Origin of the sequence: Mesorhizobium sp. LMG 17147 (assembly GCF_024297145.1) — a bacterium.
Taxonomy (GTDB): Bacteria; Pseudomonadota; Alphaproteobacteria; order Rhizobiales; family Rhizobiaceae; genus Mesorhizobium.
This window is the reverse complement of sequence record NZ_JANCTC010000006.1, coordinates 49856-63850: the sequence shown is the minus strand read 5'-3', so window position 1 is coordinate 63850 and position 13995 is coordinate 49856. Positions and strand designations below refer to the sequence as shown.

General features: G+C 63.8%; 16 protein-coding genes and 1 riboswitch. Of the genes, 4 read left to right on the top strand and 12 right to left on the bottom strand.

The genetic code is table 11. From position 1 onward, the window contains the following. Positions 1–99: 99 nt before the first annotated feature. Positions 100–903, top strand: coding sequence for a creatininase family protein (locus NMG46_RS13475; protein WP_254818140.1), 804 nt, complete (start codon positions 100–102; stop codon positions 901–903). Between the two features lie 60 nt (positions 904–963). On the opposite strand, the gene NMG46_RS13470 is transcribed toward NMG46_RS13475, so the two are convergent. From NMG46_RS13470 to cobD, 3 genes are read right to left on the bottom strand one after another with little or no spacing between them, the layout of a single operon-like run. Beyond that, a complete protein-coding gene (locus tag NMG46_RS13470; RefSeq protein WP_254818139.1) occupies positions 964–2178 on the bottom strand; it encodes a serine hydrolase in 1215 nt (404 codons plus the stop codon). Positions 2179–2237: 59 nt separating this feature from the next. After that, the gene (locus NMG46_RS13465) at positions 2238–2741 is read right to left on the bottom strand and encodes a tyrosine phosphatase family protein (protein WP_254818138.1); all 504 of its coding nucleotides are present in this window, start codon (positions 2739–2741) and stop codon (positions 2238–2240) included. Continuing rightward, on the bottom strand, positions 2738–3796 hold the full coding sequence (gene cobD, locus NMG46_RS13460; protein WP_254818137.1) for a threonine-phosphate decarboxylase CobD: 1059 nt from the start codon (positions 3794–3796) through the stop codon (positions 2738–2740). The genes NMG46_RS13465 and cobD overlap by 4 nt, the downstream gene beginning before the upstream one ends. On the opposite strand from cobD, the gene cbiB reads away from it, so the two are divergent. Continuing rightward, complete coding sequence (gene cbiB, locus NMG46_RS13455) at positions 3795–4766, top strand: adenosylcobinamide-phosphate synthase CbiB (protein ID WP_254818136.1); 972 nt, start codon at positions 3795–3797, stop codon at positions 4764–4766. The two genes, cobD and cbiB, sit on opposite strands and share 2 nt — an antisense overlap. A gap of 297 nt (positions 4767–5063) precedes the next feature. Here the strand turns inward: cbiB and cobO are convergent, their stop codons facing one another. The 5 genes from cobO to NMG46_RS13430 form a co-directional block, all read right to left on the bottom strand. Continuing rightward, positions 5064–5696: a cob(I)yrinic acid a,c-diamide adenosyltransferase gene (gene cobO, locus NMG46_RS13450; RefSeq protein ID WP_254818135.1), complete on the bottom strand. Its 633-nt coding sequence runs from the start codon at positions 5694–5696 to the stop codon at positions 5064–5066. 1 nt (position 5697) lies between these two features. Continuing rightward, on the bottom strand, positions 5698–6219 hold the full coding sequence (gene cobU, locus NMG46_RS13445; protein ID WP_254818134.1) for a bifunctional adenosylcobinamide kinase/adenosylcobinamide-phosphate guanylyltransferase: 522 nt from the start codon (positions 6217–6219) through the stop codon (positions 5698–5700). Then, the gene (locus NMG46_RS13440; RefSeq protein ID WP_254818133.1) at positions 6212–6994 is read right to left on the bottom strand and encodes a CbtA family protein; all 783 of its coding nucleotides are present in this window, start codon (positions 6992–6994) and stop codon (positions 6212–6214) included. The genes cobU and NMG46_RS13440 overlap by 8 nt, the downstream gene beginning before the upstream one ends. A gap of 15 nt (positions 6995–7009) precedes the next feature. Beyond that, the gene (locus NMG46_RS13435) at positions 7010–7189 is read right to left on the bottom strand and encodes a CbtB domain-containing protein (protein ID WP_023676561.1); all 180 of its coding nucleotides are present in this window, start codon (positions 7187–7189) and stop codon (positions 7010–7012) included. A gap of 35 nt (positions 7190–7224) precedes the next feature. Continuing rightward, positions 7225–7424: riboswitch (cobalamin riboswitch) on the bottom strand. Positions 7425–7612: 188 nt separating this feature from the next. Then, the gene (locus tag NMG46_RS13430) at positions 7613–8812 is read right to left on the bottom strand and encodes an MFS transporter (protein WP_254818132.1); all 1200 of its coding nucleotides are present in this window, start codon (positions 8810–8812) and stop codon (positions 7613–7615) included. 246 nt (positions 8813–9058) lie between these two features. Here NMG46_RS13430 and NMG46_RS13425 point away from each other — a divergent pair, with 246 nt between their 5' ends. Together NMG46_RS13425 and NMG46_RS13420 are read left to right on the top strand one after the other, a co-directional pair. Continuing rightward, entirely contained in the window at positions 9059–10057 is a 999-nt protein-coding gene (locus NMG46_RS13425; protein ID WP_254818131.1) for a heparan-alpha-glucosaminide N-acetyltransferase, read from the top strand. A 16-nt stretch (positions 10058–10073) separates the two neighbouring features. Continuing rightward, the gene (locus NMG46_RS13420) at positions 10074–10580 is read left to right on the top strand and encodes an isoprenylcysteine carboxylmethyltransferase family protein (protein WP_254818130.1); all 507 of its coding nucleotides are present in this window, start codon (positions 10074–10076) and stop codon (positions 10578–10580) included. A 19-nt stretch (positions 10581–10599) separates the two neighbouring features. On the opposite strand, the gene NMG46_RS13415 is transcribed toward NMG46_RS13420, so the two are convergent. The 4 genes from NMG46_RS13415 to NMG46_RS13400 all read right to left on the bottom strand — a co-directional run bounded on the left by NMG46_RS13415 (position 10600) and on the right by NMG46_RS13400 (position 13665). Then, a complete protein-coding gene (locus NMG46_RS13415) occupies positions 10600–10986 on the bottom strand; it encodes a MerR family DNA-binding transcriptional regulator (RefSeq protein ID WP_254818129.1) in 387 nt (128 codons plus the stop codon). A gap of 140 nt (positions 10987–11126) precedes the next feature. Continuing rightward, positions 11127–12545 carry a magnesium transporter gene (mgtE, locus tag NMG46_RS13410; RefSeq protein WP_254818128.1) on the bottom strand — a complete coding sequence of 473 codons (1419 nt, stop codon included), beginning with the start codon at positions 12543–12545 and terminating at the stop codon, positions 11127–11129. Positions 12546–12874: 329 nt separating this feature from the next. Further along, positions 12875–13357 carry an SRPBCC family protein gene (locus NMG46_RS13405; protein WP_254818127.1) on the bottom strand — a complete coding sequence of 161 codons (483 nt, stop codon included), beginning with the start codon at positions 13355–13357 and terminating at the stop codon, positions 12875–12877. After that, positions 13354–13665 carry a helix-turn-helix transcriptional regulator gene (locus tag NMG46_RS13400; protein ID WP_254818126.1) on the bottom strand — a complete coding sequence of 104 codons (312 nt, stop codon included), beginning with the start codon at positions 13663–13665 and terminating at the stop codon, positions 13354–13356. The genes NMG46_RS13405 and NMG46_RS13400 overlap by 4 nt, the downstream gene beginning before the upstream one ends. Positions 13666–13995: the final 330 nt, after the last annotated feature.

The following is a 13995-nucleotide window of genomic DNA, read 5'->3' as shown; positions in this document are numbered from 1 at the left end:
GCCGGAACGCTGGCGATCCCCCTCTCCCCCGTCCTTCACGGGGAGAGGCTAAGGGTGAGGGGCAGCGCAAACGCCCATTCAGTCTCTTCGAGGTTCAAAATGGCCGGAACAAAAAAGCGCGTATGGTGGGGTGACTACCGGACCACCGAATACGCGACCATCGATCCTGAGGCGACCATTGCCGTTCTGCCGCTGGCAGCGATCGAGCAGCACGGGCCGCATCTGCCGGTTTCGACCGACACCTCGATCATGAACGGCATGCTGGAAACGGTGATCGCCCGCCTGCCCGGCGATCTCGACATCCGCATCCTGCCGGTGCAGGCGGTAGGCAAGTCGAACGAGCACCTGCATGCGCCCGGCACCCTCACCCTGCCGGCGACGACCTTGGTCGAGGCATGGACCGAACTCGGCCTGTCGGTCGCGCGCGCCGGCGTCCGAAAACTGATTGTCGTCAACTCGCATGGCGGCAATGAAGAGATCATGGGCATCGTCACCCGCGAATTGCGCGTGCGGGCAAAGATGCTGGCGGTAAAGACCAGCTGGCAGCGCTTTGGCCGGCCGGCCGGTATGTACACCGATCTCGAAGACCGCCACGGCATTCATGGCGGCGACGTCGAGACCTCGCTGATGCTGCATTTCCGGTCTGACCTCGTCGATATGGCCAAGGCCGACAATTTCGTGTCCAAGGTTGCCCGCGCCGAAAAGGAATTTTCGCTGCTGCGCCACACCGGAACGCACGCCTTCGCCTGGATCGCCAGCGATCTCAACCCGAATGGCGTGGTCGGCGACGCCAGCATTGCCACCGCCGAAAAAGGCCGGCTCACCGCCGAACATCAGGCCGACGGCTTCATCGGCTTGGTGAGGGACGTGCGCAAGGCCAAGCTGGCGGATTGGCTGGCGTAGGTGTTTGATCCCACCAGCTCAGGCCTCACGAGGGGCGATTCCATTCGCGCGCGAGGATCCTCACTTCCCCTCTTGAAGCGGCGACACCGTGTAGATTTCGTCCAGTATCTTCACCATCAAGGTGTGGGCGGTCGCCTGGCCGTCGAGCGCGAGAGTCAGGTTGGTCCATATGACCAGGGTGACGTCATTGGCCGGATCGTAGCCCATAAAGGACTGGTAACCGGGCATCTCGCCTTCGTGATAGTAGATTTCGTTAGGCCCGAAGGTAAGCGTTAGGATGCCATAGCCGTATTTTTGCATGGCGGGTTCGCCCGGCTCCGGCGCCACAGGGCTTGCAAGCCACTGCCGCTGGAAGTCGGCATTGAAGAGCTTGCCCCCGACCAGCGCGCGCATCCAGGTCGCGAGGTCATCGGCGGTGGAGATGACTCCGCCAGCCGCAAAGTAGGCGGACGGGTTCTGCCATGTGTCGTCGTTGGGCTTGAGCGTTCCGGCCCTGGCCGCAGCCTGGAGGTCGTCCGGATAGGGCGCATCAGACAGGGCGTACGAAGTACTGCCGTAGAGGTAACCGTTTGAGTATGGCTCGGGGATGGCGTTCGACTTGCTCGGCGGCAACGCCGTGTTCTTCATGCCGAGCGGCCCGAACAGGCGGTCCCGGAAGATGGTCGAGAGCGGCTTGCCGTCGATCTTCTCGGCAACAAGGCCGAGCAGATAGTAGTTGGTGTTGTTGTACTCGAATTCGGCACCCGGCGCGAAGTCCGGCGGCCGTTTGAACGCCATGCCGAGGACTTCATCGGCGGTCCATACCCGATAAGGATGCTTGTCCAGGCTTTCGGCAAGTTCCGGCGCATTTGTGAAGTTAGGGAGGCCGCTCCGCATTGTTATGAGCTGCCGAATGGTTATCTCGTCGCCGTTGGGAACGCGCTGGACGTATTTCGAGATCAGATCGGCAAAGCTCAGTTTGCCTTCCTGCACCAGTTGCACGATAACAGCGGCGGTCATCGTCTTGGTGTTCGAGGCCGCACGGAAGTGGGTATCGGCGCGCGGCGGGTTCGTGGCACCCAGTTCAGTCGTACCGTAGCCGAAGACGAGGTTGCCCCGCGGAGTCTTGAGCAAAACCATAGCACCGGGCAGCATAAGTTCCTTGGCCAAACCCTCGACAGTGGCCTGGAGCGCTGCCGGGTCGATCGACTTGAGAGCCGGCATGGAGGCGGCCATGGCGCTGCCTGTCGTGCAGACCACGCCAACAACGATGGCCAAAATTCTCCCGATCATCATTCACCCCTTGGCCGTGTCCTAGAACTCCTGCGCACTTTCCCTAGAACTTGTTTTAAGGCTCAGATTTTCAATTCGAACGGTGTGCCTTCGAAAGCATCCGCGCCGCGCCCGATCGCCTGGATCGCTTCGATCATCCGGCCCCTGCGATCGAGCAGCGTGTCGGCGATCGCGATCAGCCGCGGATTGGGTGTCGCCGTCGGCGACAGCCTGCGCAGAGTCTCGGCCAACTCGGCCTCGTCGCGCTTCGGCGCCAGCGCTGCCGCGATGATATAGGCCGAGGCGGTCGAGCGGCTGATGCCGGCATAGCAATGCACCACCAGCGGCCGCGAGCGGTCCCATTGGCGGGCGAAATCGAGCAGGGTCACAACGTGCTCCTCGCCCGGCATGGTCATGCCCTCCTGCGCCACCGCAATGTCGTGCATGACCAGATGCAGATGGTTTTCCCTGGTGATCGAGGCCGGTCGCACCACCTCCGTTCCGGCGGCGAGCAGCGAAAGCAGCCGCCCGGCGCCGGTCTTCGCTACCGTTTCCTCGACTTTGGACAGCGAGCAGACATGGATCATTGGGTCGTTTCTCCCTTGGCATCATCGTCGCGCCGCGAGGCCCAGCCGGCAAGTGCGGATTCGAGCCGCCGCCATTCTTCGTCGGCTCCCGGCAGGCCGGCGCGCAGCACATCCGGCCGGCCGGCGAAATGCCGAAGCAGGATGCCGCGCTGGCCAAGCGCCGAAAACAGGCCGGCAGCGTTCGCCAGCCTGAGATAGCGGAACAGCGTGGTGCCACCGGCGGCAGGCACGCCGAAGCGGCCGAACAGCGTGTCGAGCCGTGCGGCGTCCTTGGCCAGACGGCGCCGCATCCCGGCCTGCCAGCCGGTGTCGGCAAGCGCCCTTATGCCATATTCGAGCGCCGGCCCGGCAACCGCCCATGGCCCGAATTGCGCCTCCAGCCGCTCGACCATCAGCGCGTCGGTCAATGCAAACCCAAGCCGCAGGCCGGCCAGGCCGAAGAACTTGCCGAACGAGCGCAGCACAACGATGCCGCCCTGGTCGACGTCGCCGGCCAGGCTCTCGCTGCGCGGGCCGACATCCATGAAGGCCTCGTCGACGACCAGCAGCCCGCCTCTGGCGCGTAATGTCCCGGCAAGTCGAAGCAATCTTTCGCGCTCGACGACGCGCCCGTCCGGGTTGTTTGGATTGACGACGATCGCAAGGTTGGCCGCCGCCAGGGCTTCGAAATTATCGACTTCAGCCGCCGTGTGGCCGGCGATCGCTGCTGCCCGCCGATGCTCGGCATAAGTCGGCCCGAGCACCAGCGCCTTGCCCGGGCTGACCAGCGAAGCGACGCGCGGCAACAGGATCTGCGTGCCGGGCGCCGCCGCGACGTTCGCCGCCGACGGCGCGCCATAGGCGCTTGCCGCGAGTTCAGCCAAGTCGCGGCTGCGCGCCGTTTCCGGCAATCGCGACAGGGCGGTGGCGGGCAAATCGAAAAGCGGGTAGGAGTGCGGATTGATCCCGGTCGAGAGGTCGACGAAAGGCAGCGGCGCGTGAGGGAAAAGCGCCCTCGCCCGGCCAAGGCTTCCGCCGTGGTCCACTGCCGCCGTTACCCCATCAAGAGACTTCATGTCGATCCTGATCACTTTCCTGTCGCTGGCCATCGAACTTGTACTCGGCTACCCGGCCCGGCTCTTCGATGCCATTGGCCATCCCGTCACCTGGTTCGGCAGGCTGATATCCTTTCTCGACCGCAGGCTCAACCGCGCCACTGATTCCGACGCCGACCGTCGCCGCCGGGGCGTCGTCGCGCTGCTGGTGATCGTGCTGGTGCCGGCCGCCCTCGCCTTCTGGATCGAAGCCATGCTTTGGAGCATTCCCCTCGGCTTGTTGATCACCGCAATCCTGGCGACGTCGCTGCTGTCGCAGAAGAGCCTGGCCGAGCACGTCGAAGCGGTGGCCGACGCACTCGATAGCGGCGGACTGGACATGGGCCGCATCGCCGTCTCCAGGATCGTCGGCCGCGATCCGGAAAAGCTCGACAGGGCCGCTGTCTGCCGCGCAGCGATCGAAAGTCTTGCCGAGAATTTCTCCGACGGTGTCGTCGCGCCGGCCTTCTGGATCGGTATTGGCGGGCTCGCCGGCGGCGTCGCCTACAAGGCCGCAAACACCGCCGATTCGATGATCGGCCACCGCACGCCGCGCCACGAAGCCTTCGGCTGGGCGGCTGCGCGCTTCGACGACTGGATCAACCTGCCGGCGTCGCGACTGACGGCGCTGCTGATCGTGCTTGCGGCTTTCCTGGTCAAGGGCGCCGACGCCAAAGCCGCCTGGCACGCCGTGCGGCGCGATGCGAAAAAACACCGCTCGCCCAATGCCGGCTGGCCGGAGGCAGCGATGGCCGGCGCGCTCGGCCTGGCGCTCGCCGGCCCCCGTTCCTACGACGGCGTGATGGTCGAAGACGCGTTGATGGGCGAGGGCGGCCGCCGCGACGATGTCGAGAGCACCGACGTCCGACGGGCGCTGAAGCTCTACCGGGTCGCCGACTTGCTGCTGATCGGGCTGTTCGGGGTGGTCGCAGTGGTTGTTATCTTGGCGTGACCTGCGCTCGAGATCGACGGAAACAAAAAACCCGCCAAGCGGCGGGTCGTTGGAGCCAATTAGCACCATAGCCAAATTAATAGCATACCTGCCGGCACAAAGCAAGAACAAAATAGGGCAACGCCTCAAATAATCGGTTCAGGTCGGCGCTGCCCCTCAGCCTTACCTCCCCGTGAAAAGACAGGGAGAGGGAGATCGCCAGCGTTGCGGCTAGCTCCTTCTCCCCGTCCTTCACGGGGAGAAGTCGCCGGCAGGCGATGAGGGGCAGCGCTGACCTCGACAAACCAGCAACACCCCTCAGAACTCAATCCCCTGCTGCGCCTTCACGCCGGCGGAGAAGTGGTGCTTGGTCACGCCCATCTCGGTGACCAGGTCGGCCGCCTCGACCAGTGCCGGCTTGGCGTTGCGGCCGGTGACGACGATATGCAGGCCCTCGCGGCGTGACTTCAGCGCCGCGACCACCTTTTCGAGGTCGAGATAGTCGTAACGCAGCGCGATGTTCAACTCGTCGAGCACCACCAGGCTGATCGACGGCTCGGCCATCAGCTCGAGCGCCTTCGCCCAGGCGGCCTCGGCCGCCGCGATGTCGCGTTTCAGGTCCTGCGTCTCCCAGGTAAAGCCCTCGCCCATGGCGTGCCAGAGGACACGGTCGCCGAAGACGGCAAAGGCGTCCTTCTCGCCGGTGTGCCATTTGCCCTTGATGAACTGGACGACGCCGACGCGCTTGCCGTAGCCGAGCATTCTGAGCGCCAGACCGAAGGCGGCCGTGGTCTTGCCCTTGCCCGGCCCGGTGTTGACGATCAACAGCCCCTTCTCGACCGTCTTGGCTGCAACCTCGGCGTCCTGCACCGCCTTGCGCTTGGCCATCTTGGCGCGGTGGCGTTCCTCGTCCCCCTGTTCAATGGTCTTGGGATCGATAGTATCAGCCATGTCATTTCACCTTGAGCGGCAGCCCCGCCACCATCAAAAGCACGGTGCTGGCGACCGCCGCGACGTCCTGGTTCAGCCGGCCGGCGGTATCGCGAAACCGTCTTGCCAGCGCATTGTCCGGCACGATGCCCTGGCCGACCTCGTTGGACACCACGAACCACGGGCCGCGCGGCCGCGACAGCACATCGGCCAGCCTTCGGCATTCGGCCTCGACATCATGGTCGGCCAGCATATGGTTGGTCAGCCACAGCGTCAGGCAGTCGATCAGCACCGGCTGGCCGTCGGGCAGTGCCTCGATCGCGCCGGTAAGGTCGAGCGGCGCCTCGATGGTCGTCCAGCCATCGCCTCGCCGCGAGCGGTGCAGCGCGATGCGCTGACGCATCTCCTCGTCATAGGCTTGCGCCGTGGCGATATAGCTCCACGGCGCCGGACAGGCGCTCACCAGCCTCTCGGCATGCGCGCTCTTGCCGGAGCGCGCACCGCCGATGACCAGGGTCAGCGCCCCGGCAGCGCGGTCAGGCAAAGCTGTCGCGCAGGCTGGTTGCCGCGCCGGTGAAGCGTCCGCGCACCAGCCCGACGACCATACAGAGCACCAGCCAGAACACCAGATTGGTCAGCGTCACCGCCACCACGAACTGATGATGCAGGCCTTCCGGGATCGCCGTCTCGAAACTGTCGGGCTGCGGCGCGCCGACAATATGCGGCGCAACGATCAACGCCACGGCAAGGATCGCCAGCGGCAGCGATCTGCGGAAGGCGATAAGGCCGAGACCGGCCGCTGTCGCCAACACTGTTGCCCACCACCAGATCTGGCGTTGGACAAGGTCGGCCGCCGGCATCGCCGGCAGTTCCGGCGGCAGGCCGAGGCCGGGCGCCAGCGTGAACACGGCAAAGCCGGCCAGCCCCCAGAACAGGCCCTGGCGCCAATTGCCGATGCCGCCGGCGAACTCCGAAACCGCGACCAGGACCAGTGCGAAGCCAATGCCGGTGACGATATTGGCAACGACGCTGAAGCCAAAGCGCTCGAAGCCGTCGGCCGGCGCCCAGCCTTCGTCTTCAGCCCGAGCCATTGCTTCAGCCGGTGCCGGCGCGGCGCTGCTCATAGCCATCGTGCCCGCTGCGTTTTCGGCCGGTGTCGCAGGTGCCGCGGCATGGTCATGGCCGCCGCCGGCCTGTTCGTAGACTTCCGCTTTCAGGATGAGCGGCACCGTGGCGTAGGCCTGCATGCAGGCGAGAACGACGCCGGCCACAAGCCCTGCGATCGCCGCGATGAACACGACGTTGCGAAACAGTGTCATGATGTCAGCCCCTTGTCAGTGGCAGGGAAAGCCCATCGAGTGGCGATAGTCGTGCGCGGCATTGTGGACCGCATCGATATGCGAAAAGCCGACAAAGCCCATGACGAAAATGCCGAGGAATGCAGCAAGCGCCAGCTGCATGAGACGCGACTGCGAGGAGGCGGAAGCGCCGAGCGAAACGGAAGCGGTATTCATGTCTTGTCCTTTCGCCCTCCACCCGAGGGCATAGAAGTCAGTTTCCTGTCGCCGGCAGGTCTCCTGGCTCGCGGATCAGCACCCTTCCCCACCTTCCCGAAGGCGAACCTTCAGTGGCATATGGAGAGGACTACCGCACACAGTTGCGGGGGCAGCCACGGCATTGGGCAAACAATTTCGCCCGCACCGCATTCCCTCTTGGTTCCAAAACGGAACCGACGACATCAGCGACTATAGGCAGAATCGCCGCGCCCGGCAAACCAAATTCCGCCGGATCGTGTGGCGAGTGCGCCGCCTCGCCAAACCGGAGAACTGGCGCCGCAGACGTCGCGATCTGCGCGGTCAAACAGAACGGCCTGCGTTCGATGCGGCACCGCACCGCTTCCACAATTGGGTGCACGAGCGCCATGCGGCGCTCGAACATCAAAGCGATTTGGGCAGATAGCGCCAGGTGACGAAGCCGCAGATCGCCGCCAGCAGGCCGAGTGTCGCGAAAACCGCGCCCAGGCCGAAGAACGCCAGCACCACGGAATAGACCAGCGGCGGCGTCAGCTCGGAAAAGTCGAGATAGGTACGGTAGACCGCCGCCATCTGTGCCCGCTCGTACGAGCGCACCGAGCGCATGAAGGCGGTCGAGCCCAGCGCATCCAGCGCGATGGTGAAGAAAGCACCGCAAAGCAGCAAGGCGCCGGTGATGAGCGGTGCGGCCTCGCCGACGGCGCCGGCCGCCAGCAGCGTTGCCGACATCGCGAAATAGGCGAACGTCATGGTGCGCCGGCCGCCGAAACGCTTTCCTGCCCTGCCCCAGAAGATGGCCATGAACAAAAGCGCATTGCCGGCCGAAACCAAGAGGCCGCCGGCGAGCTTGCCCTCGCCGGTGATAACCATGAACAGCGGCCCATAGACGAAGAACGTCGTCCAGAAGCAGGAGCGGCCGAAGGCGATCAGCCAGGCCAGCCGCAGCCTTGGCTGCGCGACGAAGCGGCCGATATTGGCCAGCGGATTGACCGGCCGCGTCTTGCCGGGGCGGATCGATGGGTTATCGCCAAGCCGATAAGTCCAAAACAGCGCCAGCAAAGCCATGGCGAAGACGGCCACCGCGCCATGCGCGGCATAGATGCCGAAACGCGTGTAGAGGTAAATTCCGAGGGTCGGCCCGGTGGTCCAGGCAAGCATCGACCACGCCATGCGCAGCGACTCGGCCTGCATGAAATCGGTCTTGCGGATATGGTCCATGATGTAAAGGTTGAGCGTGATCGCCAGCGCCCCGGCGCCGACGACGCGGCAGAGCATGCCGACCACCTGGCCGGCCAGCGTATGGGTGATGAAGAACAGCGAGCCGGCGGCCAGCAGGCAGGCGCCGGCGGTATAGACCCAGCGCCGGGCAAAGCGGGCGATCAGCATCGGCATGAACAGCGTCGCCGACAGGCCGAGCATCGCCACGATCGTGTAGAGGATCGAAACGATCTGCTCGTTGTGCAGTATCTCATAGGCCTGGATCGGGATGACGCTGGACACGGTGGCGCGCGCGAAGGATTCGACCGCATAGAGCGAGGCGAAGGTGCGGGCATCCGCCGGCCGCAAGGCCGCAAGCCAGATCGGATGGCGCACATGGGTAGCCATTGTGTTCCCCGAAGCCGAATCGCCCGAAGCAGGGTTGGAGCACAAATCTGCCGCGGCGATTCCTGGCCGGGTAACAGGAAACCGACGCCTTCACGGCAAAAAGCGAAGCCGGCCAAAGGCTTTCCGGCTCTGGCCTAAAGCAGCCCTGATGCCGACCGTCACCAACGCGACGCAAGGCCCTGCTTCTTTTGACGGTGGCAACCGTGATAGTCGTCTTGCCGGGGCTGAACCAAGACAGCGAGACCAATGAGCATCGACACGCCGAGCGCAGCCGTTCAGGATCAACCGAAGTCGAAGCGCATCGCCGCTATCGACATTGCACGCGGCATCGCATTGCTTGCCATGGCGAGCTATCATTTCACCTGGGACCTCGAATTCTTCGGCTACACCGATCCCGGCCTCACCGCCTTCGGCTGGTGGAAAATCTACGCGCGCTGCATCGCCTCGAGCTTCCTGTTCCTGGTCGGCATCAGCCTCTATCTCGCCCATGGCAAAAAAATCCGCTGGACCGGCTTCTGGAAGCGCTTCGCCATGGTTGCCGGGGCAGCGCTCGCAATATCGCTGGTCACCCGCATCGCCACGCCCGACGGCTTCATCTTCTTCGGCATATTGCACGAGATCGCGCTCGCCAGCTTGCTCGGCCTGGCGTTCCTGCGGCTGCCGGCGCTGCTGACGCTTGCCGTGGCGGCCCTCGTTATCGCCGCGCCTTTCTACTTGCGATCCGAGCTTTTCGATCCTCCGGCTTTGTGGTGGGTCGGCCTGTCGGCGACCAACCCACGCTCCAATGACTACGTTCCGCTGCTGCCCTGGTTCGGCGCCGTACTTGCCGGCATCGCGGTTACCAAGCTCGCCGCCACCTCCGGCGCACTGACGCGGCTGTCGGCCTTGGCGCCTGGCCGCTGGGCAAACCCGCTGGTCTTCATCGGCCGGCACAGCCTTGCCTTCTATTTGATCCATCAGCCGGTGCTGATCGGCTCGGTCTGGCTGTTTTCGCAATTCATGCCGGCGCAGGCCGAAACCAGGGAGGTGAGTTTTCTGAAATCCTGCCAGATATCCTGCCAGCAGGCACGCGACACCGAGTTCTGCTCCAGCTATTGTGCCTGCATGCTGGACACTCTCCAGGGCGAAGCCTCGCTTGACCGGCTCTACAGCAACGACCAGTCCCTGGAGTGGAAGGCGCATATTGGCGAGCTCGCCGGCACCTGCACCGCCCAAACCGAGGCGGGGGAACCGGGAACGCGCTAATCGAGGGAGGACAATAATGAGCGACAGTCACCCGAAACCCGTGCAGCAAAATCCTGGGCAGCCGAAGCTGGGGCACATCCCATGGCCGCCGCTGATCTATATCGCCGCCATCATCGTCAGCGTCGCGCTAGGGCTGTTCTATCCGCTGCCGTGGATCGGCGATCTTCTCGGCGACATCCTGTTCGCCGCCGGCCTTGTGGGGTTGGTGGCGGTTGCGGCGCTCTGGTTCACGGCAATTCGCACCATGATCCGCGCCAGGACGACGCTCAACCCGAACGGCGTGCCTGACCATCTGGTGACCACCGGACCCTTCGCCGTCAGCCGCAACCCGATCTACCTCGCCAACACATTGCTGCTGGTCAGCCTCGCCTTTGTCACGGGGATCGCCTGGTTCCTGCCGCTGGCGGTCATCGCGGCGTTCCTGACGCAGAAGCTGACGATCGAGAGCGAGGAGAAGGTGCTGACGGCCAAATTCGGCAAAAAGTACCGGGACTACGCCAAAAGGGTGCGGCGCTGGATTTGAGCCGAGGCTGACACTGCGCCTATGTGGTGACGCCGAGTTCCACCAGCCGCTCGACGCAGGATTCCTCGGCCTGGTCGAGTTCGGCCAGGGTCTCTTCGAGGTCGCGGCGTTTCTGGCGCAAATGCTCGCGCTTTTCCTCGATTCGCTTGATCATCAATTTGAGTTGGCCGACCTCGCCGGGCGGCTCCCTGTACATCTGGATGATTTCGCGGATCTCGTTGATCGAGAAGCCGAGCCTCTTTCCCCGCATGATCTGGCGGATCAGATGCCGGTCCGACGGGCGGAACAGCCGGGTGCGGCCGCGCCGTACCGGCTGCACCAGCCCTTCGTCCTCGTAGAAGCGCAACGTCCGCGTCGACACGTCGAATTCGCGGGTCAGTTCCGTGATCGAATAATATTCCCGCATCTTCACTCCAATGCCCCGGCCACGCCGCGAGTTCCAACTGGCCGGCGCAGCCGGCGCCCAGGCGCGTAACCAGAATCGGCGGACAAGGCACCTTCCAAAGCCTCGCACGGCATTTACGTAAAAGTCAATTGAGGTGCCGTTCAGCGCACGCCGAACCACCATGTGGCGAGCCCGAGAAAGGCAAAGAAACCGACGACATCGGTGACCGTGGTGACGAAAACCGCCGAAGCCACAGCCGGGTCGATCTTGAAGCGGTCGAGCAGCAGCGGGATAAGGATGCCCGCCAGAGCCGCCACGAACATGTTGATGATCATCGCAGCCGCGATGATGCCGCCGAGATTGCGATCGTGGAACCAGGCAGCAGCCACCAGGCCGATCAGTATGGCGAAGATGATGCCGTTGATGAAGCCCACCCCGATTTCGCGGCGGATGATGCGGCCGGCATTGTAGATGTCGAGGTCCCTGGTCGCCAGCGCCCGCACCGTGACGGTCATGGTCTGCGAGCCGGCATTGCCGCCCATGCCGGCGACGATCGGCATCAGCACCGCCAGCGCCACGATATGCTCGATGGTGCGGTCGAACAGGCCGATCACCGAAGCCGCCAGGAAAGCCGTCAAAAGATTGACCAGCAGCCAGGGCACGCGCGAGCGCGAGGTCGAAAAGATGCTGTCCGAGAGTTCTTCGTCACCGACGCCGCCCATGCGCAGCAGATCTTCCTCGGCCTCCTGCTGGATGACGTCGACGACGTCGTCGATGGTCAGCACGCCGACCAACCGCTCGTTCTCGTCGACGACAGCAGCGGACAGAAGATCGTATTGTTCGAATTCGCGCGCCGCCTCCTCCTGGTCCATGGTGGCCGGGATGGCATGCCTGGTCTCATGCATGACCTCTTCGACCTTGACCGAGCGCTTGGTACGCAGGATCTGGTCGAGGTCGATGGCCCCGAGCAGCTTGAAGCTCGGATCGATGACGAAGATCTGGCTGAAACGGTCTGGAAGGTTGTTGTCCTCGCGCATGTAGTCGATGGTCTGGCCGATCGTCCAGAAGGGCGGCACCGCGACGAACTCCGTCTGCATGCGGCGGCCGGCGGTCTCTTCGGGATAATCGAGCGAGCGCCGCAGCCTGATCCGCTCGGTGAACGGCAGTTGCGACAGGATCTCGTCCTGGTCCTCCTGGTCGAGGTCTTCGAGAATGTAGACGGCATCGTCGGAATCGAGATCCTGCACCGCCTGGGCGATCTGCGCATTGGGCAGACTGTCGACGATGTCGCGGCGGATCGCCTCGTCGACCTCGGTCAGCGCGGAAAAATCGAAATCCTTGCCCAGCAATTCGACCAGCGCGCGTCGCTGTTCCGGGTGCAGGGCCTCGAGCAGATGACCGAGTTCCGACTGGTGCAGATCGTCGACTTCACGCTTCAGCGTCAGCGTATCGCGATCGGCGATCGCGGCACCGATCTGGGCGAGAAACGACGACAGGATGACGCCGTCCTCGTCATAGATGTCGGCGCGGCGCTCCTCGACGGCCCTGGCGCCGGTCATCTGTTCGTCCTGGCCTTCCACCAGCGCCTCCCGCCATTGGATTTCCGGATAAGGTGCCTGTCAGGTCTAACGCATGACCCTGACAATCGGAATCGATTTTGCGAAAGGACCATGCGCAACGGCAAATTGCTACAGCGCCGTTCGCGCGTCCAAACGACGCAACGCATACCGGATGGTAGGAGGAGAGGACGTTCTACAAACCTGCGGCGCTGCAAAACCTTCGCGGCGCCAGGTAAAGGGCAGCGTATCTCCCCGCCCCGGTCAACCAGATGGGGAGATCGACACTGATTCAAAACGGCGAGGCCGACAGTGCGAGGGCCTCGCTGGTATTGGACTGGAAGACTTCCCGATCAGGCGGCGTGGCGCTTGGCCTCGGCCGCATAGCGGTCGAGGAGACCGCTCCAGCCACCCTCGGATTCGAAGGCCTCGCGCATCGCCTCTGCGGTTTCGCCCATGTTCTCCAGAAGCCTGTGCTCGAGTTCCACACGCGTCGCGTTCTCGCCGAGCGCGACAAAGCGGATCTCGACTTCGGTCAGCAGTGCCGGATCGTAGCGCCAGCCGGCTCCAATGCGCCAGGCGAGTGTCAGCCTTGACGGCGGATCCCAGGCGAGAACCTCGCCCCAATCGCATTGTGACCCATCCTCGCCAATCTCGTACCAGCGGCCGCCGGCTTTCGGTTCGATCACCGCGGTCGTCAGGGCGGATTTGCCGATCGAGTGCGAAGCCGGCCACCAGCGCCCGAATCCTGTGGTGAACACATCGAATGCCTTGTCGAGCGGCACCTCCACGGTCACCGACTTCCTGACCGGCGCGGGCTTGATCATGGTCGTCATTTCTCCTTGCTGTTGTCGACTTCCCGTTTGAAGGCGTCGAGCGCATCGCCCCACATGCGGTCGAGCCAGGCGCGCATCTCGCCAAGTCCATGCGGGTCGAGATGATAGATGTTGCTGGCACCTTTCGGCTCTGCGCGGACCAGCCGGGCTTCCTTCAAAACCTTGAGGTGCTGCGATACCGCCGGCTGCGAGACCGGAAGCACTCGCGTCAGATCGATGACCGAGCGTGGCCGATCGGCGATGAGCTCGAACACCTTGCGGCGTGTCGGATCGGCCAAGGCCATCATGCCTGCATAATCATAAACCATGACTTATGATAAGCTAAAACTTATGATACGTCAACGGGAGGCGGCAGGCGCGTTAAGCACCGACCAGCCAGTTCGGTTTCCAGCCCCCGGGCAATCCCTTCACGCAGGGGCTTGGACAGCAAATGCGGATGCAAGATTACAGGGAAACAATCCGTCGCATGCGAGCCGGCGGCAAATGTCGACCACCGGGGAAAAGTAAACCTGGCGGCAAGGTTTTTACCTTATCGGTATATGTGTCTCTCCGGCGAAACGTTAAGAACGAGTAAATTGGTTTGGCCCTAACCACGGAAGCCTCTCGCTACCGGCCCTCCGCCATATGGCAATTGCGCC

Excerpts from the sequence above, each read along its gene's own strand:
- NMG46_RS13475 (WP_254818140.1), top strand. The coding sequence starts at position 100 with ATGGCCGGAACAAAAAAGCGCGTATGGTGGGGTGACTACCGGACCACC.
- NMG46_RS13470 (WP_254818139.1), bottom strand. The coding sequence starts at position 2,178 with ATGATGATCGGGAGAATTTTGGCCATCGTTGTTGGCGTGGTCTGCACG.
- NMG46_RS13465 (WP_254818138.1), bottom strand. The coding sequence starts at position 2,741 with ATGATCCATGTCTGCTCGCTGTCCAAAGTCGAGGAAACGGTAGCGAAG.
- cbiB (WP_254818136.1), top strand. The coding sequence starts at position 3,795 with ATGTCGATCCTGATCACTTTCCTGTCGCTGGCCATCGAACTTGTACTC.
- cobD (WP_254818137.1), bottom strand. The coding sequence starts at position 3,796 with ATGAAGTCTCTTGATGGGGTAACGGCGGCAGTGGACCACGGCGGAAGC.
- cobO (WP_254818135.1), bottom strand. The coding sequence starts at position 5,696 with ATGGCTGATACTATCGATCCCAAGACCATTGAACAGGGGGACGAGGAA.
- NMG46_RS13440 (WP_254818133.1), bottom strand. The coding sequence starts at position 6,994 with ATGACACTGTTTCGCAACGTCGTGTTCATCGCGGCGATCGCAGGGCTT.
- NMG46_RS13435 (WP_023676561.1), bottom strand. The coding sequence starts at position 7,189 with ATGAATACCGCTTCCGTTTCGCTCGGCGCTTCCGCCTCCTCGCAGTCG.
- NMG46_RS13430 (WP_254818132.1), bottom strand. The coding sequence starts at position 8,812 with ATGGCTACCCATGTGCGCCATCCGATCTGGCTTGCGGCCTTGCGGCCG.
- NMG46_RS13425 (WP_254818131.1), top strand. The coding sequence starts at position 9,059 with ATGAGCATCGACACGCCGAGCGCAGCCGTTCAGGATCAACCGAAGTCG.
- NMG46_RS13420 (WP_254818130.1), top strand. The coding sequence starts at position 10,074 with ATGAGCGACAGTCACCCGAAACCCGTGCAGCAAAATCCTGGGCAGCCG.
- NMG46_RS13415 (WP_254818129.1), bottom strand. The coding sequence starts at position 10,986 with ATGCGGGAATATTATTCGATCACGGAACTGACCCGCGAATTCGACGTG.
- NMG46_RS13405 (WP_254818127.1), bottom strand. The coding sequence starts at position 13,357 with ATGACGACCATGATCAAGCCCGCGCCGGTCAGGAAGTCGGTGACCGTG.
- NMG46_RS13400 (WP_254818126.1), bottom strand. The coding sequence starts at position 13,665 with ATGGTTTATGATTATGCAGGCATGATGGCCTTGGCCGATCCGACACGC.